At 56.8% G+C, this 24,352-nt stretch carries 37 protein-coding genes; 32 read left to right on the forward strand and 5 right to left on the reverse strand.

Annotation, left to right across the window (positions count from 1 at the left end):
- The first annotated feature begins 73 nt into the window (after nt 1-73).
- The 30 genes from rpsJ (at nt 74) to bfr (ending at nt 16,085) form a co-directional block, all read left to right on the forward strand.
- Nucleotides 74-385, forward strand: coding sequence for a 30S ribosomal protein S10 (gene rpsJ, locus NTD85_RS09005; protein WP_003186070.1), 312 nt, complete (start codon nt 74-76; stop codon nt 383-385).
- A gap of 80 nt (nt 386-465) precedes the next feature.
- Nucleotides 466-1,101: a 50S ribosomal protein L3 gene (gene rplC / locus NTD85_RS09010; RefSeq protein ID WP_003228738.1), complete on the forward strand. Its 636-nt coding sequence runs from the start codon at nt 466-468 to the stop codon at nt 1,099-1,101.
- Nucleotides 1,102-1,113: 12 nt separating this feature from the next.
- Nucleotides 1,114-1,716 carry a 50S ribosomal protein L4 gene (rplD, locus tag NTD85_RS09015; protein WP_003228735.1) on the forward strand — a complete coding sequence of 201 codons (603 nt, stop codon included), beginning with the start codon at nt 1,114-1,116 and terminating at the stop codon, nt 1,714-1,716.
- Nucleotides 1,713-2,012 (forward strand): 50S ribosomal protein L23, encoded by a 300-nt coding sequence (gene rplW, locus NTD85_RS09020; protein ID WP_002555488.1) that lies wholly within the window; start codon nt 1,713-1,715, stop codon nt 2,010-2,012. Before rplD ends, rplW begins: the two co-directional genes overlap by 4 nt.
- 14 nt (nt 2,013-2,026) lie before the next feature.
- Nucleotides 2,027-2,851, forward strand: coding sequence for a 50S ribosomal protein L2 (rplB, locus tag NTD85_RS09025; protein ID WP_003228734.1), 825 nt, complete (start codon nt 2,027-2,029; stop codon nt 2,849-2,851).
- Nucleotides 2,852-2,867: 16 nt separating this feature from the next.
- The gene (gene rpsS, locus NTD85_RS09030; protein ID WP_003228731.1) at nt 2,868-3,143 is read left to right on the forward strand and encodes a 30S ribosomal protein S19; all 276 of its coding nucleotides are present in this window, start codon (nt 2,868-2,870) and stop codon (nt 3,141-3,143) included.
- An 11-nt stretch (nt 3,144-3,154) separates the two neighbouring features.
- Nucleotides 3,155-3,487 (forward strand): 50S ribosomal protein L22, encoded by a 333-nt coding sequence (gene rplV, locus NTD85_RS09035; RefSeq protein WP_003103908.1) that lies wholly within the window; start codon nt 3,155-3,157, stop codon nt 3,485-3,487.
- 13 nt (nt 3,488-3,500) lie between these two features.
- Complete coding sequence (gene rpsC / locus NTD85_RS09040) at nt 3,501-4,187, forward strand: 30S ribosomal protein S3 (protein ID WP_003176422.1); 687 nt, start codon at nt 3,501-3,503, stop codon at nt 4,185-4,187.
- Nucleotides 4,188-4,199: 12 nt separating this feature from the next.
- On the forward strand, nt 4,200-4,613 hold the full coding sequence (gene rplP / locus NTD85_RS09045) for a 50S ribosomal protein L16 (protein WP_003228729.1): 414 nt from the start codon (nt 4,200-4,202) through the stop codon (nt 4,611-4,613).
- The gene (gene rpmC / locus NTD85_RS09050) at nt 4,613-4,804 is read left to right on the forward strand and encodes a 50S ribosomal protein L29 (protein WP_002555481.1); all 192 of its coding nucleotides are present in this window, start codon (nt 4,613-4,615) and stop codon (nt 4,802-4,804) included. The genes rplP and rpmC overlap by 1 nt, the downstream gene beginning before the upstream one ends.
- Before the next feature lie 2 nt (nt 4,805-4,806).
- Nucleotides 4,807-5,073, forward strand: coding sequence for a 30S ribosomal protein S17 (gene rpsQ, locus NTD85_RS09055; protein ID WP_003194644.1), 267 nt, complete (start codon nt 4,807-4,809; stop codon nt 5,071-5,073).
- Nucleotides 5,074-5,096: 23 nt separating this feature from the next.
- Nucleotides 5,097-5,465, forward strand: coding sequence for a 50S ribosomal protein L14 (gene rplN / locus NTD85_RS09060; RefSeq protein WP_002555479.1), 369 nt, complete (start codon nt 5,097-5,099; stop codon nt 5,463-5,465).
- Between the two features lie 11 nt (nt 5,466-5,476).
- On the forward strand, nt 5,477-5,791 hold the full coding sequence (gene rplX / locus NTD85_RS09065) for a 50S ribosomal protein L24 (protein WP_003186046.1): 315 nt from the start codon (nt 5,477-5,479) through the stop codon (nt 5,789-5,791).
- A gap of 20 nt (nt 5,792-5,811) precedes the next feature.
- Nucleotides 5,812-6,351: a 50S ribosomal protein L5 gene (gene rplE / locus NTD85_RS09070; protein ID WP_003210069.1), complete on the forward strand. Its 540-nt coding sequence runs from the start codon at nt 5,812-5,814 to the stop codon at nt 6,349-6,351.
- 13 nt (nt 6,352-6,364) lie between these two features.
- Nucleotides 6,365-6,670, forward strand: coding sequence for a 30S ribosomal protein S14 (rpsN, locus tag NTD85_RS09075; protein WP_003228726.1), 306 nt, complete (start codon nt 6,365-6,367; stop codon nt 6,668-6,670).
- 209 nt (nt 6,671-6,879) lie between these two features.
- On the forward strand, nt 6,880-7,272 hold the full coding sequence (gene rpsH, locus NTD85_RS09080) for a 30S ribosomal protein S8 (RefSeq protein WP_003228724.1): 393 nt from the start codon (nt 6,880-6,882) through the stop codon (nt 7,270-7,272).
- A 12-nt stretch (nt 7,273-7,284) separates the two neighbouring features.
- Nucleotides 7,285-7,818: a 50S ribosomal protein L6 gene (rplF, locus tag NTD85_RS09085; protein WP_003228722.1), complete on the forward strand. Its 534-nt coding sequence runs from the start codon at nt 7,285-7,287 to the stop codon at nt 7,816-7,818.
- Between the two features lie 10 nt (nt 7,819-7,828).
- Nucleotides 7,829-8,179 carry a 50S ribosomal protein L18 gene (rplR, locus tag NTD85_RS09090; protein WP_003186037.1) on the forward strand — a complete coding sequence of 117 codons (351 nt, stop codon included), beginning with the start codon at nt 7,829-7,831 and terminating at the stop codon, nt 8,177-8,179.
- 3 nt (nt 8,180-8,182) lie between these two features.
- Nucleotides 8,183-8,683 carry a 30S ribosomal protein S5 gene (rpsE, locus tag NTD85_RS09095; RefSeq protein ID WP_003176409.1) on the forward strand — a complete coding sequence of 167 codons (501 nt, stop codon included), beginning with the start codon at nt 8,183-8,185 and terminating at the stop codon, nt 8,681-8,683.
- A gap of 2 nt (nt 8,684-8,685) precedes the next feature.
- Nucleotides 8,686-8,862, forward strand: a complete 177-nt coding sequence (gene rpmD / locus NTD85_RS09100; protein ID WP_003176408.1) for a 50S ribosomal protein L30 — start codon at nt 8,686-8,688, stop codon at nt 8,860-8,862.
- 3 nt (nt 8,863-8,865) lie between these two features.
- Nucleotides 8,866-9,303, forward strand: a complete 438-nt coding sequence (gene rplO / locus NTD85_RS09105; RefSeq protein ID WP_003228720.1) for a 50S ribosomal protein L15 — start codon at nt 8,866-8,868, stop codon at nt 9,301-9,303.
- Nucleotides 9,304-10,632 carry a preprotein translocase subunit SecY gene (gene secY, locus NTD85_RS09110; protein ID WP_003228718.1) on the forward strand — a complete coding sequence of 443 codons (1,329 nt, stop codon included), beginning with the start codon at nt 9,304-9,306 and terminating at the stop codon, nt 10,630-10,632.
- Nucleotides 10,633-10,659: 27 nt separating this feature from the next.
- Complete coding sequence (rpmJ, locus tag NTD85_RS09115; RefSeq protein ID WP_002555468.1) at nt 10,660-10,776, forward strand: 50S ribosomal protein L36; 117 nt, start codon at nt 10,660-10,662, stop codon at nt 10,774-10,776.
- Between the two features lie 130 nt (nt 10,777-10,906).
- Nucleotides 10,907-11,263, forward strand: coding sequence for a 30S ribosomal protein S13 (gene rpsM, locus NTD85_RS09120; RefSeq protein WP_008374135.1), 357 nt, complete (start codon nt 10,907-10,909; stop codon nt 11,261-11,263).
- Nucleotides 11,264-11,293: 30 nt separating this feature from the next.
- Nucleotides 11,294-11,683 (forward strand): 30S ribosomal protein S11, encoded by a 390-nt coding sequence (rpsK, locus tag NTD85_RS09125; protein ID WP_002555466.1) that lies wholly within the window; start codon nt 11,294-11,296, stop codon nt 11,681-11,683.
- An 18-nt stretch (nt 11,684-11,701) separates the two neighbouring features.
- Complete coding sequence (gene rpsD, locus NTD85_RS09130; protein WP_003176404.1) at nt 11,702-12,322, forward strand: 30S ribosomal protein S4; 621 nt, start codon at nt 11,702-11,704, stop codon at nt 12,320-12,322.
- Nucleotides 12,323-12,344: 22 nt separating this feature from the next.
- Nucleotides 12,345-13,346 (forward strand): DNA-directed RNA polymerase subunit alpha, encoded by a 1,002-nt coding sequence (locus NTD85_RS09135; RefSeq protein WP_003186012.1) that lies wholly within the window; start codon nt 12,345-12,347, stop codon nt 13,344-13,346.
- Nucleotides 13,347-13,388: 42 nt separating this feature from the next.
- A complete protein-coding gene (rplQ, locus tag NTD85_RS09140; RefSeq protein ID WP_003176402.1) occupies nt 13,389-13,775 on the forward strand; it encodes a 50S ribosomal protein L17 in 387 nt (128 codons plus the stop codon).
- 240 nt (nt 13,776-14,015) lie between these two features.
- A complete protein-coding gene (locus tag NTD85_RS09145; RefSeq protein WP_262141991.1) occupies nt 14,016-15,470 on the forward strand; it encodes a catalase in 1,455 nt (484 codons plus the stop codon).
- A 150-nt stretch (nt 15,471-15,620) separates the two neighbouring features.
- Nucleotides 15,621-16,085 carry a bacterioferritin gene (gene bfr / locus NTD85_RS09150; RefSeq protein WP_003228714.1) on the forward strand — a complete coding sequence of 155 codons (465 nt, stop codon included), beginning with the start codon at nt 15,621-15,623 and terminating at the stop codon, nt 16,083-16,085.
- Nucleotides 16,086-16,149: 64 nt separating this feature from the next.
- Here bfr and uvrA read toward each other — a convergent pair whose 3' ends face one another.
- Entirely contained in the window at nt 16,150-18,984 is a 2,835-nt protein-coding gene (gene uvrA, locus NTD85_RS09155) for an excinuclease ABC subunit UvrA (RefSeq protein WP_003228713.1), read from the reverse strand.
- A gap of 191 nt (nt 18,985-19,175) precedes the next feature.
- On the opposite strand from uvrA, the gene NTD85_RS09160 reads away from it, so the two are divergent.
- Both NTD85_RS09160 and NTD85_RS09165 read left to right on the forward strand, forming a co-directional pair.
- The gene (locus NTD85_RS09160; protein WP_003228711.1) at nt 19,176-20,573 is read left to right on the forward strand and encodes an MFS transporter; all 1,398 of its coding nucleotides are present in this window, start codon (nt 19,176-19,178) and stop codon (nt 20,571-20,573) included.
- A gap of 9 nt (nt 20,574-20,582) precedes the next feature.
- Nucleotides 20,583-21,101 carry a single-stranded DNA-binding protein gene (locus NTD85_RS09165; RefSeq protein WP_003228709.1) on the forward strand — a complete coding sequence of 173 codons (519 nt, stop codon included), beginning with the start codon at nt 20,583-20,585 and terminating at the stop codon, nt 21,099-21,101.
- Between the two features lie 199 nt (nt 21,102-21,300).
- Here the strand turns inward: NTD85_RS09165 and NTD85_RS09170 are convergent, their stop codons facing one another.
- Genes NTD85_RS09170 through NTD85_RS09185 form a run of 4 tightly spaced genes read right to left on the reverse strand, consistent with a single transcriptional unit; the run spans nt 21,301 to nt 24,256 of the window.
- The gene (locus NTD85_RS09170) at nt 21,301-22,458 is read right to left on the reverse strand and encodes a glutathionylspermidine synthase family protein (RefSeq protein WP_262141992.1); all 1,158 of its coding nucleotides are present in this window, start codon (nt 22,456-22,458) and stop codon (nt 21,301-21,303) included.
- A 2-nt stretch (nt 22,459-22,460) separates the two neighbouring features.
- A complete protein-coding gene (locus tag NTD85_RS09175) occupies nt 22,461-23,147 on the reverse strand; it encodes a DUF1190 domain-containing protein (RefSeq protein ID WP_262141993.1) in 687 nt (228 codons plus the stop codon).
- Between the two features lie 17 nt (nt 23,148-23,164).
- Nucleotides 23,165-23,590, reverse strand: a complete 426-nt coding sequence (locus NTD85_RS09180) for a DUF350 domain-containing protein (RefSeq protein WP_003228704.1) — start codon at nt 23,588-23,590, stop codon at nt 23,165-23,167.
- A gap of 15 nt (nt 23,591-23,605) precedes the next feature.
- Nucleotides 23,606-24,256 (reverse strand): DUF2491 family protein, encoded by a 651-nt coding sequence (locus NTD85_RS09185; RefSeq protein WP_003228702.1) that lies wholly within the window; start codon nt 24,254-24,256, stop codon nt 23,606-23,608.
- Between the last annotated feature and the right edge of the window lie 96 nt (nt 24,257-24,352).

A 24,352-nucleotide genomic window follows, 5' to 3' on the forward strand; every position in this document is an offset into this window, starting at 1 on the left:
GTCTATAGAATTGCGCCTCCTTTTAACGGGCGTATTGCGCCCGGTGGGAATAGCAGCCGGAGTCTGAAATCCAATGCAAAATCAGCAAATCCGTATCAGGTTGAAGGCTTTTGACCATCGCCTGATCGACCAATCAACCCAGGAAATCGTGGAAACCGCGAAACGTACTGGTGCTCAAGTGCGTGGTCCAATTCCACTGCCTACCCGTAAAGAGCGGTTCACCGTTCTGGTTTCCCCGCACGTCAACAAAGACGCGCGTGACCAGTACGAAATCCGCACTCATAAGCGCGTTCTGGACATCGTCCAGCCAACGGATAAAACCGTTGATGCTCTTATGAAGCTTGATCTTGCGGCCGGTGTGGAAGTGCAGATCAGCCTCGGCTAAGACTCGGTCTTGGTCGTGTAACGCTCTGAAATGGGCGGCCATAGCGGGTGAAAGCCCCGTACACTCATGAGGTTTACAACATGACTATTGGTGTAGTCGGTCGTAAATGCGGTATGACCCGTATTTTCACCGAAGAAGGTGTCTCCATTCCGGTCACGGTCATTGAGATCGAGCCGAATCGCGTCACCCAGTTCAAAACTGAAGAGACCGATGGCTATCGTGCAGTGCAAGTCACTGTCGGCGAGCGTCGTGCTTCGCGTGTAACAGCAGCTCAGGCTGGCCACTTCGCTAAAGCGAACGTTGCCGCTGGTCGCACTACCATGGAATTCCGTCTTGAAGAAGGCGAGTACCAGGCTGGCGATCTGATCAACGCTGAAATCTTCGCCGCTGGTCAACTGGTTGATGTAACCGGTCAGTCCAAAGGTAAAGGCTTCCAGGGTACGATCAAGCGTTGGAATTTCCGCGGGCAAGATAACACCCACGGTAACTCCGTATCCCACCGCGTCCCAGGCTCTATCGGCCAGTGCCAGACTCCTGGTCGTGTATTCAAGGGCAAAAAAATGTCCGGTCATATGGGCGCTGAGCGCGTGACCGTGCAGTCCCTGGAAGTAGTGCGCGTGGACGCTGAACGCAATCTGTTGTTGGTCAAGGGCGCTGTTCCTGGCGCTACTGGCGGCAACCTGGTTGTACGTCCAGCAGCCAAGGCTCGCGGTTAAGGGGAAGCTGACATGCAATTAAATGTAAATGACGCTCAAGCGATCGAAGTTTCCGAACTGACATTTGGCGGCGAATTCAACGAGACGCTGGTTCACCAAGCAGTCGTGGCCTACATGGCCGGCGGCCGTCAAGGTAGCAAGCAGCAAAAGACCCGTTCCGACGTTCGTGGTGGCGGCAAGCGCCCATGGCGTCAGAAAGGTACTGGCCGTGCTCGTGCCGGTACTATCCGTAGCCCAATCTGGCGTGGCGGCGGTACCACTTTCGCAGCTCGTCCACAGGATCACTCCCAGAAGCTGAACAAGAAGATGTATCGCGCAGCAATGCGTTCCATCCTTGCTGAGCTGGTGCGTACTGATCGTCTGGTCGTGGTTCAGGATTTCGCTGTTGAAACTCCGAAAACCAAAGATCTGCTGGGCAAGCTGAACAACATGAGCCTGACCGATGTTCTCATCGTGTCGGACGCTGTTGATCAGAACCTGTACCTGGCTGCTCGTAACCTGCCACACGTAGATGTACGTGACGTGCAAGGTTCCGATCCAGTTAGTCTGATCGCATACGACAAGGTGTTGATCACCGTGTCGGCCGTGAAGAAATTCGAGGAGCTGCTGGGATGAACCAGGAACGCGTATTTAAAGTTCTGCTTGGCCCGCACGTTTCCGAGAAGGCTACGGTTCTGGCAGACAAGAAAGGCCAGTTCGTTTTCAAGGTTGCTACTGATGCAACCAAGCTGGAAATCAAGAAGGCCGTCGAAAGCCTGTTCAGCGTGAAAGTAGAGCGCGTCACTACCCTGAACGTTCTGGGTAAGAGCAAGCGCACTGCTCGCGGTCTGGGCAAGCGTAATGACTGGAAGAAGGCAGTTATCTCCCTTCAGCCAGGCCAAGATCTCGATTTCAGCAGCAGTGCTGAGTAAGGAAGGGGTGCATCATGGCAATCGTTAAATGCAAACCGACTTCCCCTGGCCGCCGTTTTGTGGTCAAGGTGGTCAACCAGGAGCTGCATAAAGGCGCTCCTCACGCACCGCTGCTCGAGAAAAAATCGAAGACTGGTGGTCGTAACAACAATGGCCGTATTACCACTCGTCACATCGGTGGTGGTCATAAGCAGCATTACCGTATGGTCGATTTCCGTCGCAACGACAAAGATGGCATCGTCGCCACTGTCGAGCGTATCGAATACGATCCAAACCGTACTGCTCACATCGCACTGCTCTGCTACGCAGACGGCGAGCGCCGCTACATCATCGCCCCTAAAGGCGTGAGTGCTGGCGACCAGCTGATCGCAGGCGCTCTGGCTCCTATCAAGCCAGGCAACGCTCTGCAACTGCGCAACATTCCAGTCGGTTCTACCGTACACGGCATCGAACTGAAGCCAGGTAAAGGCGCACAGATCGCTCGTTCCGCTGGTGCTTCGGCTCAGCTGATCGCTCGTGAAGGCGTGTACGTTACCCTGCGTCTGCGTTCCGGTGAAATGCGTAAAGTCCTGGCTGAATGCCGTGCGACCCTGGGCGAAGTCTCGAACTCCGAGCACAGCCTGCGTTCGCTGGGTAAAGCTGGTGCCAAACGCTGGCGTGGCGTTCGCCCAACCGTTCGTGGTGTTGCCATGAACCCGGTTGACCACCCACATGGTGGTGGTGAAGGTCGTACCTCTGGTGGTCGTCATCCGGTATCGCCATGGGGCTTCCCGACTAAGGGCGCGAAGACTCGTGGTAATAAGCGTACCGACAAAATGATCGTCCGTCGTCGCAAGTAAATAGAGGGATACGACAGTGCCACGTTCTCTGAAAAAAGGTCCTTTTATTGATCTTCACCTACTGAAGAAGATCGAAGTGGCGGCGGAAAAGAACGATCGCAAACCAATTAAAACCTGGTCGCGTCGTTCGATGATCCTGCCACAAATGGTCGGTCTGACCATCGCAGTACACAACGGCCGTCAGCACGTCCCAGTTCTCGTGAACGAAGACATGGTTGGCCATAAACTGGGCGAGTTCGCCGGTACCCGCACTTATCGTGGGCACGTGGCTGACAAGAAAGCCAAGCGTTAAGGGGTAAGGAAATGGAAGTAGCCGCTAAGTTGTCGGGCGCTCGAATCTCCGCCCAGAAAGCCCGCTTGGTCGCCGACCAGATCCGCGGGAAGAAGGTGGGCGAAGCGCTCAACCTGTTGGCTTTCAGCAGTAAGAAAGCCGCCGAGATCATGAAAAAAGTGCTGGAGTCGGCCGTAGCCAACGCCGAGCATAACGAAGGCGCAGACGTTGATGACCTGAAGGTCAGCACCGTTTTCGTCAACGAAGGGCGTTCGCTGAAGCGCATCATGCCACGTGCCAAAGGCCGTGCTGATCGCATCGTCAAGCGGTCTTGCCATATCACTGTCAAGGTTGCTGACAAGTAACGGAGTCGAAGAGATGGGTCAGAAAGTACATCCCATTGGCATTCGCCTGGGAATCGTCAAGGAGCACACCTCCGTCTGGTACGCAGACGGTCGGACTTATGCGGACTACTTGTTCGCTGATCTGAAGGTGCGTGAGTATCTCCAAGACAAACTAAAAAGCGCGTCCGTAAGCCGTATCGATATCCATCGTCCGGCCCAAACTGCACGTATCACCATCCACACCGCTCGTCCAGGTATCGTTATCGGGAAGAAAGGTGAAGATGTTGAGAAACTGCGTCAGGACCTGACCAAGCAAATGGGTGTGCCTGTGCACATCAATATCGAAGAGATCCGCAAGCCGGAACTCGACGGTATGCTGGTTGCGCAGAGCGTAGCTCAGCAGCTGGAGCGTCGCGTAATGTTCCGTCGCGCTATGAAGCGCGCAGTACAGAACGCCATGCGCATTGGTGCCAAAGGCATCAAAATCCAAGTGAGCGGTCGTCTCGGCGGTGCTGAAATCGCACGTACTGAATGGTATCGCGAAGGTCGTGTGCCACTGCACACCCTGCGTGCCGACATCGACTATGCCAACTACGAAGCTCACACCACTTATGGTGTGATCGGTGTAAAGGTTTGGATCTTCAAAGGCGAAGTAATTGGTGGTCGCCAAGAAGAGCTGAAGCCACAAGCACCAGCGCCTCGTAAAAAAGCTGCTAAGTAAGGGGTACGCCAAATGTTGCAACCAAAGCGTACGAAGTTCCGCAAGCAGATGACCGGCCACAACCGTGGTCTGGCACTGCGCGGTAGCAAAGTCAGCTTCGGCGAGTTCGCGCTGAAGTCTGTTGCTCGTGGTCGTCTCACCGCTCGTCAGATCGAGTCAGCGCGTCGTGCTCTGACCCGTCACGTAAAACGTGGCGGCAAGATCTGGATCCGTGTATTCCCGGACAAGCCGATCTCCAAAAAACCTCTCGAGGTTCGTATGGGTAAAGGTAAGGGTAACGTGGAGTACTGGGTTGCCCAGATTCAGCCAGGTAAAGTCCTGTATGAGATCGAGGGTGTTTCTGAAGAGCTGGCGCGTGAGGCTTTCGCCCTGGCTGCTGCAAAGCTGCCGCTCGCCACCTCCTTTGTTAAACGGACGGTGATGTGATGAAAGCGAATGAACTTCGTGAAAAATCCGCACAGCAGCTGAACGAGCAACTGCTCGGCTTGCTGCGCGACCAGTTCAATCTGCGCATGCAGAAAGCAACTGGCCAGTTGGGGCAGTCTCATCTGCTCTCGCAAGTTAAGCGTGACATCGCTCGCGTGAAGACTGTGCTCAACCAGCAGGCAGGTAAGTGATCATGGCTGAAGCCGAAAAAACTGTCCGTACGCTGACTGGCCGTGTTGTCAGCGACAAGATGGACAAAACCATCACCGTTCTGATCGAGCGTCGCGTTAAGCACCCGATCTACGGTAAATACGTTAAGCGTTCGACTAAGCTGCACGCGCACGACGAAACCAATCAGTGCCACATCGGCGACAAAGTCACTATTCGTGAAACTCGTCCGATGGCCAAGACCAAGTCTTGGGCGCTGGTTGATGTTCTCGAACGCGCTGTGGAAGTCTAAGGGCTAGGGGTCGGAGAAATTATATGATTCAGACTCAATCCATGCTCGATGTGGCCGATAACAGCGGCGCTCGCCGCGTTATGTGCATCAAGGTGCTGGGTGGCTCCCATCGTCGTTACGCTGGTATCGGTGACATCATCAAAGTTACCGTGAAGGAAGCAATTCCTCGCGGTAAGGTGAAAAAAGGCCAAGTGATGACTGCTGTTGTAGTCCGCACTCGTCACGGCGTACGTCGTGCTGATGGCTCCATTATCCGCTTTGATGGCAACGCTGCTGTTCTTCTGAACAACAAGCAAGAGCCGATCGGCACCCGTATCTTTGGGCCAGTGACCCGTGAACTTCGTACTGAGAAGTTCATGAAGATCGTCTCGCTCGCCCCAGAAGTGCTGTAAGGAGATCCGACATGCAAAAGATTCGTCGTGACGACGAGATCATCGTGATCGCCGGCAAAGACAAAGGTAAGCGCGGTAAGGTGCTGAAGGTTCTTGCTGACAACCGTCTGGTTGTTGGTGGTCTGAACCTGGTCAAGCGTCATACCAAGCCTAACCCGATGTCGGGCGTACAGGGCGGTATCGTCGAGAAAGAAGCGCCACTGCACGCTTCCAACGTCGCCATCTTCAACGGCGAAACCAACAAGGCTGACCGCGTTGGTTTCAAAGTAGAAGACGGTAAGAAAATTCGTGTCTTCAAGTCGACCCAAAAAGCGGTTGATGCTTGAACACTGCTAGGTAGAAGACCATGGCACGACTAAAAGAGATTTACCGGAAGGAAATCGCTCCGAAACTTAAGGAAGAACTTAAGCTTTCGAACGTGATGGAAGTTCCGCGCGTTACCAAAATCACCCTGAACATGGGTCTGGGCGAAGCGATCGGCGACAAAAAAGTCATCGAGCACGCTGTTGCTGACCTGGAAAAGATCACCGGCCAAAAAGTCGTTGTGACCTACGCTCGTAAATCCATCGCTGGCTTTAAAGTCCGTGAAGGATGGCCGATCGGCGTCAAGGTGACTCTGCGCCGTGAGCGTATGTACGAGTTCCTGGATCGTCTGCTGTCGATCTCCCTGCCTCGGGTTCGCGACTTCCGCGGCCTGAATGCCAAGTCCTTCGATGGTCGTGGCAACTACAGCATGGGCGTGAAAGAGCAGATCATTTTCCCGGAAATCGACTACGACAAGATCGATGCTCTCCGCGGTCTGGACATTACCCTGACCACCACTGCCAAGAACGATGATGAAGGCCGCGCTCTGCTGCGTGCTTTCAAATTCCCGTTCCGCAACTGATTGGAGTAGGAAAATGGCCAAGAAGAGCATGAAAAACCGTGAGCTGAAGCGTCAGCTCACTGTTGCCAAGTACGCCACCAAGCGTGCAGCGCTGAAAGCTATCATCGTCGATCTGAACGCAAGTCCAGAAGCGCGTTGGGAAGCTACCGTAGCTCTGCAGAAGCAACCACGTGACGCTAGCGCTTCGCGCATGCGTAACCGTTGCCGCCTGACTGGTCGTCCGCACGGCGTTTACCGCAAGTTCGGCCTAGGCCGTAACAAACTGCGTGAAGCGGCAATGCGTGGTGACGTTCCAGGTCTGGTTAAAGCCAGCTGGTAATCGCTGTCAAAGCCTTGATGGTCGGGGTCGCAAGAACCTGACCATCGGTGGCCTTGAATCTGAATCAAGCCCCTTTTGGGGCTTGATTCATTTCTGGGGTGTGTCTAGAATGACCGGCTCGCCTGAGCCCGTGTTTTTCATGCCCGGAGTTTCTCGGCGACAAGTAGTAGCCGCAAGGCTAATTTTTCTGTATTAGGAGCGTCTAGCCCATGAGTATGCAGGACCCGTTAGCGGACATGCTAACTCGAATCCGTAATGCCCAGATGGCTGAAAAGTCCGTCGTAAGCATGCCTTCTTCCACGTTGAAGGTGGCTGTAGCTAAAGTCCTGAAGGACGAAGGTTACATCGCGGGTTATCAGATCAGCAGCGAAACCAAACCACTGCTGTCTATCGAGCTGAAATATTTCGAAGGCCGTCCGGTTATCGAAGAAGTCAAGCGCGTTAGCCGTCCAGGCCTGCGTCAGTACAAGTCCGTCGAAGATCTGCCTAAAGTACGTGGCGGTCTCGGTGTGTCTATCGTCTCCACCAACAAAGGTGTGATGACTGATCGTGCTGCGCGCGCTGCCGGTGTCGGCGGCGAAGTTCTTTGCACTGTGTTCTAAGGGGGGATAAGCATGTCTCGCGTCGCTAAGAACCCCGTTAAGCTGCCAGCCGGTGTCGAAGTAAAATTCGCAGGCCAACAGCTTTCGGTGAAGGGTGCCAAGGGTACTCTTGAACTGAACATCCATTCGTCCGTTGAGATCGTTGAAGAAGCTGGTGAGCTGCGTTTCGCTGCTCGCAATGGCGATCAACAGACTCGCGCAATGGCCGGTACCACGCGTGCGTTGGTAAACAACATGGTCCAAGGCGTAAGCCAAGGCTTCGAGCGCAAGCTCCAGCTGGTCGGTGTTGGTTACAAGGCGCAAGCAAAAGGTCAGGTGCTGAACCTGGCTCTTGGCTTCTCGCACCCAGTGGATTACGAACTGCCGGAAGGCATCACCGCTGAGACTCCTAGCCAGACCGATATCCTGATCAAGGGCATCGACAAGCAGCTGGTAGGTCAAGTGGCCGCCGAGATCCGCGACTTCCGTCCACCAGAGCCGTACAAAGGCAAAGGTGTGCGCTACGCGGACGAAGTCGTCCGTCGTAAAGAAGCCAAGAAGAAGTAGGGCATAGCAAATGACCGACAAAAAAGTTACTCGACTGCGTCGCGCTCGCAAAGCACGCCTGAAAATGCACGAACTCGAAGTCGTGCGTCTCTGCGTGTTCCGCTCTTCGCAGCACATCTACGCCCAGGTCATTTCGGCCGACGGCAACAAAGTCCTGGCAAGCGCCTCGACTTTGGATAAAGAACTGCGTGATGGCGCCACTGGCAACATCGACGCGGCCACTAAGGTTGGCCAGCTGGTCGCTACGCGTGCTAAGGCCGCTGGCGTCTCGCAGGTGGCTTTCGACCGCTCTGGCTTCAAGTACCACGGCCGCGTTAAAGCGCTGGCTGATGCTGCTCGTGAAGCTGGGCTGGAGTTCTAAGTTATGTCAAATAACGACCAAAAGCGCGACGAAGGCTACATCGAGAAGCTGGTTCAAGTTAACCGCGTAGCCAAAACCGTTAAAGGCGGCCGTATCTTCACTTTCACCGCGTTGACCGTGGTTGGTGATGGTAAAGGGCGTGTTGGCTTCGGCCGTGGCAAGTCGCGTGAAGTGCCTGCTGCGATCCAGAAGGCAATGGAAGCTGCTCGCCGCAACATGATCCAAGTTGACCTGAACGGCACTACCCTGCAGTACGCAATGAAGTCCGCTCACGGCGCTTCGAAGGTGTACATGCAGCCTGCTTCTGAAGGTACCGGTATCATCGCTGGCGGCGCTATGCGTGCTGTCCTCGAAGTTGCTGGCGTTCAGAACGTTCTGGCCAAGTGCTACGGCTCGACTAACCCGGTAAACGTGGTTCACGCCACTTTCAAGGGTCTGAAAGCCATGCAATCTCCTGAGTCCATCGCTGCCAAGCGTGGCTTGACTGTCAAGGAGATCTTCTGATCATGGCTACCGTTAAAGTAACGCTGATCAAAAGCATGACCGGCCGCATCCCTAACCACAAACTGTGCGTTAAGGGTCTGGGTCTGCGTCGCATCGGTCACACTGTAGAAGTCCAGGATACTCCCGAGAATCGCGGGATGATCAACAAGGCCTACTACATGCTGCGTGTCGAGGGTTAATCGATGAAACTCAATGATCTGAGTCCAGCGCCGGGTTCCCGTCGCGAAAAGCATCGTCCGGGCCGTGGTATCGGTAGCGGTTTGGGTAAGACTGGTGGCCGCGGCCACAAAGGTCAAACCTCCCGCTCCGGTGGCACCATTGCTCCAGGCTTTGAAGGCGGTCAACAGCCGCTGCATCGTCGCCTGCCGAAGTTCGGTTTCGTTTCCCTGAAAGCCATGGACCGCGCAGAAGTGCGTCTGTCCGAGCTGGCTAAAGTGGAAGGCGACATCGTCACCGTGCAGTCCCTGAAAGATGCCAACGTGATCAACGTCAACGTACAGCGTGTGAAAATCATGCTGTCCGGTGAAGTGACTCGCGCTGTCACTATCGGCAAGGGAATCGGCGCCACCAAAGGTGCGCGTGCGGCTATCGAAGCAGCTGGCGGCAAGTTCGAGGAATAAATGGCTAAGCAAGGTGCTCTCTCTGCGCTCGGCAAAGGCGGTATGTCTGAACTCTGGGCTCGTCTGCGTTTTCTGTTCCTGGCGATTATCGTCTACCGAATAGGCGCACACATCCCGGTTCCAGGTATCAACCCTGACCGACTCGCAGACCTGTTTCGACAGAATGAGGGGACCATTCTTAGCTTGTTCAACATGTTCTCCGGCGGCGCGCTGGAACGGATGAGCATCTTTGCACTGGGGATCATGCCGTACATTTCGGCATCGATCATCATGCAACTGATGACAGCCGTCAGCCCGCAGCTGGAGCAGTTGAAGAAGGAAGGTGAAGCTGGCCGTCGCAAGATCAGCCAGTACACCCGCTACGGCACCGTCGTCCTCGCTCTCGTTCAGGCTATTGGCATGTCCATTGGTCTGGCGGGGCAGGGCGTTGCGTTCACTGGTGACTTTGGCTTCCATTTCGTCGCGGTATCCACTTTTGTGGCTGGTGCGATGTTCATGATGTGGCTGGGTGAGCAGATTACTGAGCGTGGTGTAGGCAACGGTATCTCGATGTTGATTTTTTCGGGTATCGTCGCCGGTCTTCCGAGAGCAATCGGGCAGTCTTTCGAGTCTGCGCGTCAGGGTGATATCAATATCTTCGCCTTGGTTGCCATCGGTTTGCTGGCAGTAGCGATTATCGGTTTCGTGGTGTTCATTGAGCGTGGTCAGCGTCGTATCGCTGTTCATTACGCCAAGCGTCAGCAGGGCCGTAAGGTTTTTGCTGCGCAGACAAGCCACTTGCCGCTGAAGGTGAACATGGCCGGCGTTATTCCGGCTATTTTCGCGAGCAGCATTTTGCTGTTCCCGGCTTCGTTGGGTGCCTGGTTTGGTCAGTCTGAAGGTATGGGCTGGTTGCAGGACATCTCGCAGTCGATCGCTCCTGGTCAGCCGTTGAATATTCTGCTGTTTAGTGCAGGGATTATTTTCTTCTGCTTCTTCTATACGGCGTTGATGTTCAATCCGAAAGACGTAGCGGAAAACCTGAAGAAGTCCGGTGCCTTTATTCCGGGCATCCGTCCAGGTGAGCAGTCTGCGCGCTACATTGATGGCGTACTGACTCGCTTGACCATGTTCGGTGCTCTTTACATGACGGCCGTGTGCCTGTTGCCCCAGTTCCTGGTGGTTGCAGCAAACGTTCCGTTCTACCTTGGCGGGACCTCGTTGCTGATCGTGGTCGTGGTTGTGATGGACTTCATGTCCCAAGTACAATCGCACCTCGTTTCGCACCAGTACGAATCCCTGATGAAGAAAGCCAACCTGAAGGGTTACGGCAGCGGCATGTTGCGCTGAGTACCCATAAGGTTCGAGGAGTTGGTGATGAAAGTTCGTGCATCGGTGAAAAAGCTGTGCCGTAACTGCAAGATTATTCGCCGCGAAGGTGTTGTTCGAGTAATTTGCAGCGCGGAACCGCGTCACAAACAGCGCCAAGGCTGAGTGTGATTGTGCTTCAAGCCCGGCAGCTAGTGCGCTGCCGGGTTGATTATTTGTTATTACAGCGATATTATCTCGCGCCCTATTTCTTGGCTTCCGGGGCGTAGGTAGCTGTCAATTGGAGTCCCACTGAATGGCCCGTATTGCAGGCGTTAACATTCCAGATAACAAGCATACTGTTATCTCGCTGACCTACATCTATGGTGTTGGTCGCACTACTGCGCAGAAAATCTGTGCAGACACTGGGGTAAACCCAGCAGCAAAGATCAAAGATCTGAGCGACGAGCAAATTGAACAGCTGCGTGGCGAAGTGGCGAAGTTCACCACTGAAGGTGACCTGCGTCGCGAAATCAACATGAAAATCAAGCGCTTGATGGACCTCGGTTGCTATCGCGGTCTGCGTCATCGTCGCGGTCTTCCAGTACGCGGTCAGCGTACCAAGACCAACGCGCGTACCCGTAAAGGTCCGCGTAAGCCGATCCGCAAGTAATCGCCCCAGCGAATCGACAGGAATTTAATCATGGCAAAACCTGCTGCTCGTCCTCGTAAAAAAGTTAAAAAGACAGTGGTTGATGGCATCGCCCACATCCATGCTTCTTTTAACAACACCATCGTGACCATTACCGACCGTCAAGGTAACGCTCTTTCCTGGGCTACCTCCGGTGGTTCGGGTTTCCGCGGTTCCCGCAAGTCCACCCCGTTCGCTGCTCAAGTAGCTGCTGAGCGTGCTGGTCAAGCTGCGCTGGAATACGGCCTGAAAAACCTCGACGTTAACGTCAAGGGTCCAGGTCCAGGTCGTGAATCCGCAGTCCGCGCTTTGAACGGCTGTGGCTACAAGATCGCCAGCATCACCGACGTGACGCCAATCCCGCACAACGGGTGCCGTCCGCCGAAGAAGCGCCGCGTGTAATCCAGGAGATTGTAAAGAATGGCTCGTTACATTGGTCCAAAATGCAAACTCGCTCGTCGCGAAGGCACCGATCTCTTCTTGAAGAGCGGCGTGCGCGCGATCGAATCGAAGTGCAACATTGAAGCAGCACCTGGTATCCACGGCCAACGCCGCGGTCGCCAGTCCGACTACGGCACCCAACTGCGTGAAAAGCAGAAGGTCCGTCGTATTTACGGCGTTCTCGAGCGTCAGTTCAGCGGCTACTACAAAGAAGCTGCTGGCAAGAAAGGTGCAACCGGTGAAAACCTGCTGCAACTGCTCGAATGCCGTCTGGACAACGTTGTATACCGTATGGGCTTTGGTTCGACTCGTGCCGAATCCCGTCAGCTGGTATCGCACAAGTCGATCAGCGTTAACGGTCAGACCGTAAACGTTCCGTCGTATCAGGTTCGTGCTGGTGACGTGGTCGCAGTTCGCGAGAAAGCAAAAAACCAACTTCGCATTGTCCAAGCTCTCGATCTGTGTGCCCAACGTGGCCGCGTAGAATGGGTAGAAGTAGACACTGAGAAGAAGTCGGGCGTTTTCAAGAACGTTCCTGCTCGCAGTGATCTGTCCGCCGACATCAACGAAAGCCTGATTGTCGAGCTCTACTCCAAGTAAGGGCTAGAAAATAGGTGCATCCATGCAGATTTCGGTAAATGAGTTCCTGACACCCCGCCACATTGATGTGCAGGTTGTCAGTCCAACCCGCGCCAAGATCACTCTCGAGCCTCTCGAGCGTGGTTTTGGCCACACCCTGGGCAACGCGCTGCGCCGCATCCTGTTGTCCTCAATGCCCGGCTGCGCAGTAGTCGAGGCCGAGATTGACGGTGTGCTCCACGAGTACAGCGCCATCGAAGGTGTACAGGAAGACGTAATTGAAATCCTGTTGAACCTTAAAGGTCTGGCCATCAAGCTGCACGGTCGTGACGAAGTTACGCTGACCTTGTCGAAGAAGGGTTCGGGGGTGGTTACCGCTGCCGATATTCAGCTGGATCATGATGTCGAGATCGTTAACCCCGATCACGTAATCGCTAACCTGGCGTCTAACGGCGCCCTGAACATGAAGCTCACCGTAGCTCGTGGTCGTGGTTATGAACCAGCCGACTCGCGTCAGAGCGATGAAGATGAAAGCCGCAGCATTGGTCGCTTGCAGCTTGACTCTTCGTTCAGCCCGGTTCGCCGTATCGCATACGTGGTGGAAAACGCCCGTGTCGAGCAGCGTACCAACCTGGACAAGCTGGTTATTGATCTGGAAACCAACGGTACTCTGGATCCTGAAGAGGCTATCCGCCGCGCTGCAACCATCCTGCAACAGCAGTTGGCTGCGTTCGTCGACCTCAAAGGTGACAGTGAGCCAGTGGTTGTCGAGCAGGAAGACGAGATCGATCCGATCCTGCTTCGCCCGGTTGACGATCTGGAACTGACTGTACGTTCGGCTAACTGCCTTAAGGCGGAAAACATCTACTACATCGGTGACCTGATTCAGCGTACCGAAGTAGAGCTGTTGAAGACTCCGAACCTGGGCAAGAAATCCTTGACTGAAATCAAGGACGTTCTGGCCTCCCGCGGTCTGTCCCTCGGCATGCGCCTCGACAACTGGCCGCCTGCAAGTCTTAAGAAGGACGACAAGGCGACTGCCTGATCGTCGTAATCACCGAACGTAGTGTTTGGTAAGGAATGAACCATGCGTCATCGTAAAAGTGGGCGTCACCTGAGCCGCACCAGCTCGCACCGCAAGGCCATGTTCCAGAACATGGCGGTGTCGTTGTTCGAGCACGAGCTGATCAAGACTACTCTGCCAAAAGCCAAAGAACTGCGCCGCGTTGCCGAGCCGCTGATCACTCTGGCCAAGACAGACAGCCTGGCTAACCGCCGTCTGGCTTTCGACCGTACTCGTTCGAAAGCTATCGTTGGTAAGCTCTTCAACGACCTGGGCAAGCGTTACGCTACCCGTGAGGGTGGCTACCTGCGCATCCTCAAGTGCGGTTTCCGCGCTGGCGACAACGCGCCTATGGCGTACGTCGAGTTGGTTGATCGTGCTACTGCTGGCGAAGCTGTATCCGCCGAGTAAGACGTCAGTCTGAAACGAAAAACCGGGCCTAGTGCCCGGTTTTTTGTGTCCGCAAGAAAAAGCGCTGTTCGTACAAGATTTTGACATTGTTCAGTTGTCACTATGTGCTGGGAAACATCATTAGTAATTATCTATCGATGATTGCAAGTTAATGAATTTGTAGGTGTCACATCGATGATCAATACTTCCCAGCAAGCCGATTAGCCGGCCGTTTCAAGACTGACAGAGGAAGAAAACCGTATGAGCCAGATCAAAACGCTTACGACCGCCAGTGGCGCACCTGTCGCTGATAACCAGAATTCTCGCTCCGCCGGCCCTCGTGGCCCGTTGCTGCTCGACGATTTTCACCTGATCGAGAAGCTTGCCCATTTCAACCGTGAAAATATTCCTGAGCGCCGCGTACACGCCAAAGGCTCGGGTGCTTACGGTACTTTTACTGTTACCCGCGACATCACCGAGTACACCAGCGCCAAGCTGTTCGAATCTGTAGGCAAACAAACCCCGACATTCCTGCGTTTCTCTACCGTTGGCGGTGAGCGTGGTTCGGCTGACACCGAGCGTGATCCGCGCGGTTTTGCCCTGAAGTTTTACACCGAGGAAGGCAACTGGGACATCGTTGGCAACAATACTCCGGTGTTCTTCATTCGTGACCCGCTGAAGTTTCCCGACTTTATCCACACCCAGAAGCGTCTGCCGCAGAGCAACCTGAAAAGCGCGCAAATGATGTGGGACTTCTGGTCGCATTCGCCTGAAGCGCTGCACCAGGTGACCATCCTGTTCTCGGATCGCGGCATCCCCGACGGCTACCGTCATATGCACGGTTTTGGCAGCCACACCTACAGCCTGATCAACGCAAGAGGCGAGCGTCACTGGGTGAAATGGCACTACAAGACCCAGCAAGGGATCAAGAATCTCGCGCCGGCTGAAGCTGCTCGTCTGGCCGGTACCGATCCGGATTACGCGCAGCGTGACCTGTTCGAAGCCATCGAGCGTGGCGACTTTCCGAAATGGCGTGTGTGCATTCAGATCATGACCGAAGCTCAGGCTGCGGCGCATTACGAGAACCCGTTCGACGTGACCAAGACCTGGTCGCAGAAGGAATTCCCGCTGATCGAGGTCGGTGAGCTGGAGCTGAACCGCAATCCGCTGAACTACTTCGCCGAGGTTGAGCAAGCTGCATTTGGCCCTAGCAACATGGTGCCCGGTGTGGGTCTGTCGCCGGATCGCATGCTGCAAGGCCGCGTGTTCGCTTACGCCGATGCGCACCGTTACCGCGTGGGTACCAATCACCAACAATTGCCGGTAAACGCGCCGCGCAGCCCGGTGAACACTTATCAGCGCGACGGTTCGATGGCGTTCGGCAGCAACGGTGGTGCAGCGCCTAACTACGAACCGAACAGCTACATCGAATCACCGAAACAAGCCCCGCACTACACCGAACCCGCGCTGGCCTTGAGCGGTGCTGCTGATCGTTACGATCATCGCGAAGATACGGACTACTACAGCCACGCCGGTGCGCTGTTCCGCCTGATGAATGACGAGCAGAAGGCCTTGCTGGTCAGCAATATCGCCGGCGCCATGAGCGGTGTTTCGCCTGATGTGGTTGACCGTCAGTTGCAACATTTCTTCAAAGCTGACCCGGCGTATGGAGAAGCAGTCGCAAAGCTGCTCAACGTACAGCTTAACGAAGTCTAAACGAGAAGCAGAACCGCCCTCATTAGGGCGGTTTTTGCGTTATTTAGGCTGATTTTCTCAGAATATCTTCGCTTTTATTGCGCGAAACGGGGTGACCTTCCGGTCAGCTTGGTTCAAACTACAGACTTTCAAGCAGGGAGATGTAGGGCGATGCAAGGCCACCCAGACGTTATCGATTACCTCAACACGTTGCTGACCGGCGAACTGGCCGCGCGTGACCAATATTTTGTGCACTCGCGGATGTATGAGGACTGGGGTTTCACCAAGCTCTACGAACGAATCAACCACGAGATGGAAGAAGAAGCAGGTCATGCAGACGCACTGATGCGCCGGATCCTGATGCTCGAAGGTACGCCGCGCATGCGCCCGGACGATCTCGACGTCGGTACCACCGTGCCGGAGATGCTTGAAGCCGATCTGCGTCTTGAATACAAAGTTCGCGCCGCACTGTGCAAAGGCATTGAACTGTGCGAGCAGCACAAGGACTACGTCAGTCGCGAGATTCTGCGTGTTCAGCTCAACGACACCGAAGAAGATCACACCTACTGGCTGGAAAAGCAGTTGGGCCTGATCAAACTCATCGGTCTCGAGAATTACCTGCAATCTCACACCTGATTGCACAGACACAAAAAAGCCCCTGTCACTGTTGAAGTGACAGGGGCTTTTTCGTTCCTGGCTTTTAAGCCCGGTCGCGAATCAACAACGGCTTGAGGTAATGACCTGTGTGAGACTGCTTCATCTCGGCCACTTCCTCAGGCGTGCCGGTGGCGATGATCTGCCCACCCTTGGAGCCGCCCTCTGGCCCTAGGTCCACCAACCAGTCGGCAGTCTTGATGACGTCCAGGTTGTGCTCGATCACCACTACCGTATTGCCGTGGTCGCGCAGGCGATGCAGCACGTCGAGCAATTGCTGGATATCCGCGAAGTGCAGACCGGTGGTCGGCTCATCAAGGATGTACAGGGTCTTGCCGGTGTCACGCTTGGACAGCTCGCGAGACAGCTTGACCCGCTGCGCTTCACCACCGGACAGCGTGGTCGCCGACTGCCCGAGTTTGATGTACGACAGGCCCACATCCATCAACGTCTGCAGCTTGCGCGCCAGCGCCGGTACCGCGTCGAAGAACTCCCGGGCTTCCTCGATGGTCATCTCGAGGGTTTCGTGGATGCTCTTGCCCTTGTATTTGATCTCAAGGGTTTCGCGGTTGTAGCGCTTGCTCTTGCACACATCGCAGGGCACGTAGATGTCCGGCAGGAAGTGCATTTCCACTTTGATCAAGCCGTCGCCCTGGCAGGCCTCGCAGCGACCGCCCTTGACGTTGAACGAGAAACGCCCCGGGCCGTAACCTCGGGAGCGTGACTCGGGCACGCCGGCGAACAGTTCGCGGATTGGCGTGAACAGCCCGGTGTAGGTGGCCGGATTGGAGCGCGGCGTACGGCCGATCGGGCTTTGGTCAATGTCGACGACTTTGTCGAGATGTTCCAGGCCTTTGATGCTGTCGTGCGCGGCCGCTTCCAGCGTGGTCGCACCATTAAGTGCAGTAGCGCTCAACGGGAACAGCGTGTTGTTGATCAGCGTCGATTTGCCCGAGCCGGAAACGCCGGTCACGCAGGTCAGCAGGCCGATCGGGATTTCGAGGTCGACGTTGCGCAGGTTGTTGCCGCGCGCGCCCTTGAGCGATAGCGTCAGCTTCTTGTTACGCGGCGTGCGTTTGGCCGGCACTTCGATCTTCACCCGGCCCGACAGATATTTACCGGTCAGGGAATCCGGGTGCGCCATGACTTCGGCCGGCGTACCTTCAGCCACGATCTGCCCGCCGTGCACCCCGGCGCCCGGGCCGATATCCACCACATAGTCAGCCAGACGAATCGCGTCTTCGTCGTGCTCGACCACGATCACCGTGTTGCCGATGTCGCGCAAGTGCTTGAGGGTGCCGAGCAAACGGTCGTTATCGCGCTGGTGCAGACCAATGGACGGTTCGTCGAGGATGTACAGCACCCCGACCAGACCGGCGCCGATCTGGCTCGCCAGACGAATGCGCTGCGCCTCGCCACCGGACAGGGTGTCGGCGCTACGATCCAGCGACAGATAGTCGAGGCCGACGTTGACCAGGAACTGCAGACGCTCGCGGATTTCCTTGAGGATCTTGTCGGCGATTTCGCCGCGACGGCCGGTCATCTTCAGCTCGCCGAAGTATTCGCAGGCATCGCCAATCGGCAGGTTGGTCACTGCCGGCAGGGTTTTCTCGCCAACCCACACGTGCCGCGCTTCGCGGCGCAGACGAGTGCCGCGGCAATCCGGGCAGGCCTGGGTGCTGAGAAACTTGGCCAGTTCTTCACGCACGCTGGCCGATTCGGTTTCGCGGTAACGACGCTCAAGGTTCGGCACGATGCCTTCGAACGGGTGCGAACGTTTGACGATGTCGCCGCGATCGTTCAGATATTTGAAGTCGACATTCTGTGAGCCGCTGCCATGCAGAATGTGTTTCTGCTGTTCGGCGGTCAGCTCGTTGAACGGCTTCTCCAGGCTGAACTTGTAATGCGAAGCCAGCGAGCCGAGCATCTGGAAGTAATAGACGTTGCGCCTGTCCCAACCGCGAATCGCGCCCTCGGCGAGAGTCAGTTCACCATTGACCAGGCGCTTGATGTCGAAGAACTGCTTCACGCCCAGACCATCGCAGGTCGGGCAGGCGCCGGCCGGGTTGTTGAAGGAGAACAGCTTCGGCTCCAGCTCGCTGATGGCGTGGCCACAGATCGGGCAGGCGAAGCGCGCGGAGAAGATCATCTCTTCGCCCGGCTCATCGTCCATCGGCGCCACCAGGGCAATGCCGTCCGCCAGCTTCAGTGCGGTTTCGAAGGATTCGGCCAGACGCTGCTGCAGGTCGGCACGGACCTTGAAACGGTCGACGATCACATCGATCGAGTGCTTCTTCTGCTTGTCCAGTTTCGGCAGTTCGTCGAGCTCGCAAATGCGGCCGTTGACCCGGGCGCGGACGAAGCCTTGGGCGCGCAGTTCTTCGAACACCGACAAGTGTTCGCCCTTGCGCTCGCGGATCACCGGGGCCAGCAACATCAGTTTGCTGCCTTCCGGCTGGGCCAGCACCAGGTCGACCATCTGGCTGACGGTCTGCGCTTCCAGCGGAATGTCGTGATCGGGGCAGCGCGGCGTACCTACGCGTGCATAGAGCAGACGCAGGTAGTCGTAGATTTCGGTGATGGTGCCAACCGTGGAGCGCGGGTTGTGCGAGGTCGACTTCTGTTCGATGGAGATGGCCGGCGACAAACCTTCAATGGTGTCGACATCGGGCTTTTCCATCATTGACAGGAACTGTCGGGCGTAGGCCGACAGGGATTCGACATAGCGGCGCTGACCTTCGGCGTATAGCGTGTCGAAGGCCAGGGACGACTTGCCGGATCCGGACAGGCCGGTGATGACGATCAGTTTGTCCCGTGGCAGGGTCAGGTCGATGTTCTTCAGGTTGTGGGTACGGGCCCCACGTATCAGGATCTTGTCCAAAGTGGCCTCGCTCGGCGGGCGTCGAAAACGTAGGAGTATACGGGCAAATACTGGATGGATGCACACTATCAAACGAAGGGTTTTTTACCTTGCATGAAGAGAGTTTCATCTATACGCGTCATAGCGTCGCGATATACCCCGTCTTTCGATGGGACTGGTAGAATCGCCGCCGGTTCACACGAGGTTTTTCCATGCACGATCCCCACAGCGAACGCATGAGTGGCAGCGAGACCCGCGCAGCGAGCGGTCTGGCCCTGGTGTTCGCCTTCCGTATGCTTGGCATGTTCATGGTGTTGCCGGTACTGGCGACCTACGGCATGGACCTGGCGGGAGCGACCCCGGCCCTGATCGGGCTGGCGATTGGCGCTTACGGCCTGACCCAGGCGATTTTCCAGATTCCGTTCGGGATCATTTCCGACCGCATCGGCCGGCGTCCGGTGATTTTCCTTGGGCTGGTGGTCTTCGCCCTCGGCAGTGTGCTGGCGGCCCAGGCCGATTCGATCTGGGGCGTGATTGCCGGACGTATCCTGCAAGGTGCCGGGGCGATTTCTGCCGCGGTGATGGCCCTGCTCTCCGACCTGACCCGTGAACAACACCGCACCAAAGCCATGGCGATGATCGGCATGACCATCGGCCTGTCGTTCGCCGTGGCCATGGTGGTCGGGCCGCTGCTGACCCGCGCATTCGGCCTGTCCGGGCTGTTCCTCGCGACGGGCGGCATGGCCCTGTTCGGGATCGTCATCGTGATGTTCATGGTGCCGAAATCCACCGGGCCGCTGAGCCATCGTGAGTCCGGCGTGGCGCGTCAGGCCTTGATGCCGACGCTCAAACATCCGGATCTGCTGCGCCTGGATCTGGGCATTTTTGTGTTGCACGCGATGTTGATGTCGAGCTTCGTCGCCCTGCCGCTGGCACTGGTGGAAAAGGCCGGGTTGCCCAAGGAGCAGCACTGGTGGGTTTATCTGACTGCGCTACTGATCTCTTTCTTCGCCATGATCCCGTTCATCATCTACGGCGAGAAAAAACGCAAAATGAAACGAATTTTGCTCGGCGCCGTCCTGACGTTGATGCTCACTGAGCTATTCTTCTGGCAGTTCGGTGACAGCTTGCGGGCGCTGGTGATCGGCACGGTGGTGTTCTTCACCGCGTTCAATCTGCTGGAAGCTTCGTTGCCGTCGCTGATCAGCAAGGTTTCACCGGCAGGCGGGAAGGGCACGGCCATGGGCGTGTATTCCACCAGCCAGTTCCTCGGTTCGGCACTCGGCGGGATACTCGGCGGCTGGCTGTTTCAGCATGGCGGTCTGTCGGTTGTGTTCCTTGGATGTGCCGGTCTGGCTGCCATCTGGCTGGCCTTTGCTGTTACCATGCGCGAACCTCCCTACGTGACGAGCCTGCGCTTGCCGTTGTCGCCCGAGGCGATCCGCGAAGCGGGTCTGGTCGAGCGCCTCAAGGCCCTCGTAGGGGTAACAGATGCAGTGATAGTTGCTGATGAAGCGGCTGTTTACATCAAACTGGACAAAGAATTAGTGGATCGCGACACCCTCGAACGCCTGGTGAACAACCCGGCCGAGGCTGCTTGCGAAGCCTAGGAGAACGTTATGGCCCGTGGGGTTAACAAAGTCATATTGGTCGGCACTTGCGGCCAGGATCCCGAAGTTCGCTACCTGCCTAACGGTAACGCCGTGACCAACCTGAGTCTGGCAACCAGCGAACAATGGACCGACAAGCAAACCGGTCAGAAGGTCGAAAAGACCGAGTGGCACCGTGTTTCGATGTTCGGCAAGGTTGCCGAAATCGCCGGCGAATACCTGCGTAAAGGTTCGCAGGTGTACATCGAAGGCAAGCTGCAGACCCGCGAGTGGGAAAAAGACGGTATCAAGCGTTACACCACCGAAATCGTGGTCGACATGCAAGGCACCATGCAACTGCTCGGCGGCCGTCCTCAACAGGGCGATCAACAAGGCGGTGGCAACAACTACCAGCAGCAGGCGCCACGTCAACAGGCTCCACGCCCGCAGCAGTCAGCTCCGCAACAGCGTTCAGCCCCGGCTCCACAGCAGGCTGCACCGCAACCGGCTCCGGATTTCGACAGCTTCGATGACGACATTCCGTTCTGATTCGATGCTGCATCCGCGCTGAATAAAAAGGCCCGTCGTTCAACACGACGGGCCTTTTTTGTGGCGCAAGGTCCGCGATTAGCGCTGATCTACTGTGGGAGCGGGCTTGCTCGCGAAGGCGTCGGGTCAGTCAAAGCATTTGTTGAATGGCAGTCCGCTTTCGCGAGCAAGCCCGCTCCCACCGGTGCGGATGTATGTCTCAGTCGAGGATCAGGTGCGGCAGAAACCGGCTCGAATCCTTGGTGATCAGACTGTTGTCTTCGCGCACGCCAATCCCAGCCGCCTGATCACCAATCACCCACGAGCCGATCAGGGTGTAGCTGTCATCGAACTTCGGTAATGGCGCAAATTCCTGCAGGATGAACGGCGCATCGGTGTAGGGCCCGTCCTCTTTGACGATCAGACCTTCCGCCGTTTGCAGTTCGATGTTGGCGCCTTCGCGGGAGAAGTACGGTTTGCGTACCCAGCCCTTGGGCACCGCACTGGTCGGATTCGGATCAAGGTGCGCCGCGAGCAGATTCGGATGCCCCTTGTGCAGCTCCCACAGCAAAGGCAGTGCGCCTTTGTTCGACAGGATCGATTTCCACGCCGGCTCAAAGAACTGCGTATCGCTGTCGGCAATTGCAGCACCGAACGGCTCGTGGAAGATGAATTCCCAGGCGTGCAGTTTGAACAGGTGCGGGATCCAGCGATCTTGCAGATCGACGAAGCGACCCTCGGCGGTCAGGCCGATGTCTTCGATGTCGATATGCCGGGATTCGATGCCGACTTTTTCCGCGATCAGGCGCAGGTAATCGGTGGTGCCTTTGTCCTCGACCGAATCTTTCATCGAGGCAAAGTAGAACGGCCGCTTGAGCTGCAATTCGGCAAAGGCCTGATGCAACTTGGTGTCGATGCTGTTGAACTGGTCGGCGTGACGCGGCAGCATCCCGCGCTCGATGCACTGTTCCAGCCAGCCCCACTGAAACGCCGCCGCCTCATAGAGGCTGGTCGGCGTGTCGTAGTTGAGCTCCAGCAGCTTCGCCGGGCCGTTGCCGCTGTATGAAAAGTCCATGCGCCCGTACAGATGCGGATGACCTTCCAGCCAGGACGTGCGGATCATGTCGTAGTACGGCGCCGGGATGCTCAGGCGATCCAGCAACTCTTCGCTATGCACCACGCGATCGACCAGGTCCATGCACATCTCGTGCAGTTCGGTGGTCGGATCCTCCAGATCGTTTTCAATCTGCGCGAGCGTGAACTGGTAGTAGGCGCTTTCGTCCCAGTACGGTTCGTCATCGATGGTGTGGAACAGAAAGCCGAGGCTTTCGGCCGTCTGTTTCCAGTCGGGGCGCTCGGCGCAGTGGATCTTCTTCATGGTCAGCTGCTCGAACTGCCCCAGCCGCCCCAACCGCTGCGGGCGGAAGACTGGCTGCCGAAACCACCGCGGGACGTCGAGGAAGCGACGTTGACCGGTTTGCTTCGGGAGTTGTCGTAGCGAGTGTCGGTGCGAGTTGCCGGCGCCGATTCGATTTTGCGGTACTGCGCCGAGGTGTTGTAGGTCTGGCGGGTATCGCGGTCGCGATAGACCGTGCGGTTGGCGTTGTTGCTCATCGCATTGCCGATCAACCAGCCTGTGAGCCAGCCGTTACCTGCGCCACCGGAACCGGAAGAGTGGGAAGTGCTTTGCGCATTCTGCGCAGCGGCGGCTTCACCGGCAGGCATCTGCGCATTGGCAATCGCATTCAGGTCCTGCGGCGCCTCACCGCTCTGTGGCACCTTGAAACCGCCGAGCTTCGGCACGAAGCGACCGTCGGAGTTTTTCTGGCACCAGTCGGCGGCAAAGTCTGCGTCGCACTTGGCCTTGTCATCGTAGGCCGGTGCAATGCGTCGGTGCTCGGTCAATGCCGCGACATAGGCGTTCGAGCAGACATCGGCGGCCACTTCGGCGCCGACGCACTCCTCGACAGTTTGAAAGCGTTGCTGATCCTGCGCGGCAACCTCGCCGGAAATCGCCAGCGCCACCGAAGCGGCGAGAGACAGTTGAACGTACTTGCTGCGTTTCATCGAAGGCTTCCTGCCGATCAGTTGGACGGGGTCATGCACGCGGCGTTGAGCATGCCGACGCTGATGGCCACCGCGGCCACGTAGATACCGGAAGCGATTTCACCGTTGGCGATGCGCTGGGACGTGCCTTTGAGCACCAGCCCTGTGGCGAGGAAGGCCAGCAGTTGCACCACGGCCGCAATAACTGCCCACAGCACGAAATCGAGGACGTTGACCGAAAACGCGATCACATTGCTGGCCGGAATCGCGAAACCGATGATCGCCCCCGCGAGGGCAATGGCGGCGGCGATGTTGCCGGAGCGAATCAGCTCGAACTCTTTGTGTGGCGTGATGCGGGTGTAGACGAACTGAAACAGCATGAACAACAGCACGGCGCCGAGCAGGTAGACGACGAAACCGACCAGCGCGGTCTTGTTCAGGGAAACGGCCAGCACTTCCAGCATGAAAAACTTCCTTTTTTAAATGGTGCTCAAATCAGTCGTGTACAGCGAAATGCCCAGTGAGGTGCTCAGGCTGACGGTGCCTTCCTCGTCCTGTTCGACGGAGAACAGCAGCAGCTCGCGGCGATCGGTCAGGCCGGTCTCGCGGGCGTAGAGCATCGAGTGGTGCTCGATGGTGTAGGACTCGTCCGGGTTGATCACGTGTTCGGTCAGCGGCACCAGTTCGGTCTGGCCCTGCTCGGTGCCCCATTCGCGGCTGTACTGGACGCCGTCGTGGGTGTAAGTCGGCAGGCCGATCGGGCTGGCGGGGCCGGCCAGGCGCTGCAGTTCGGCGTCACTGTTGACGGTCACGTAACTGAGGTAGTTGAACAGGGTGACCGACTCGATCTGGTCGTCACCGGTGACGTGGATCTGTAGCCAGAAATCCTCGTCATTCATGTAATAGCGGTGCAGTTTGTTGGATTGGCCGAGGTCGACCCAGCCGGCGCTCCAGATTGCCTGATCGAATGGCACTCGCACTGACGTCGAGCCGTCGAGCAGCAGGGCGAGGGTCGAATCGAATCTGACAGCCTTGCCTTGCGCCATCCCGAGTGGGCCACTGGCAACGGTTGGCGTTGGCGCAGCGGACTGCCAGTTGCTGGTGCCCAGCAAATCTTTGAACCATCCCATGGGTACATTCCTTGAGGCGGGTGGAGGTGTTCGTCGTAAAAAGCGCCGCTAGTGTACCGGGCCGGGCGGTAAACAAGCAGAAGCAATTGCATGGCG

Origin of the sequence: Pseudomonas sp. 13B_3.2_Bac1, assembly GCF_025466205.1 — a bacterium.
Lineage (GTDB): Bacteria > Pseudomonadota > Gammaproteobacteria > Pseudomonadales > Pseudomonadaceae > Aquipseudomonas > Aquipseudomonas fluorescens_H.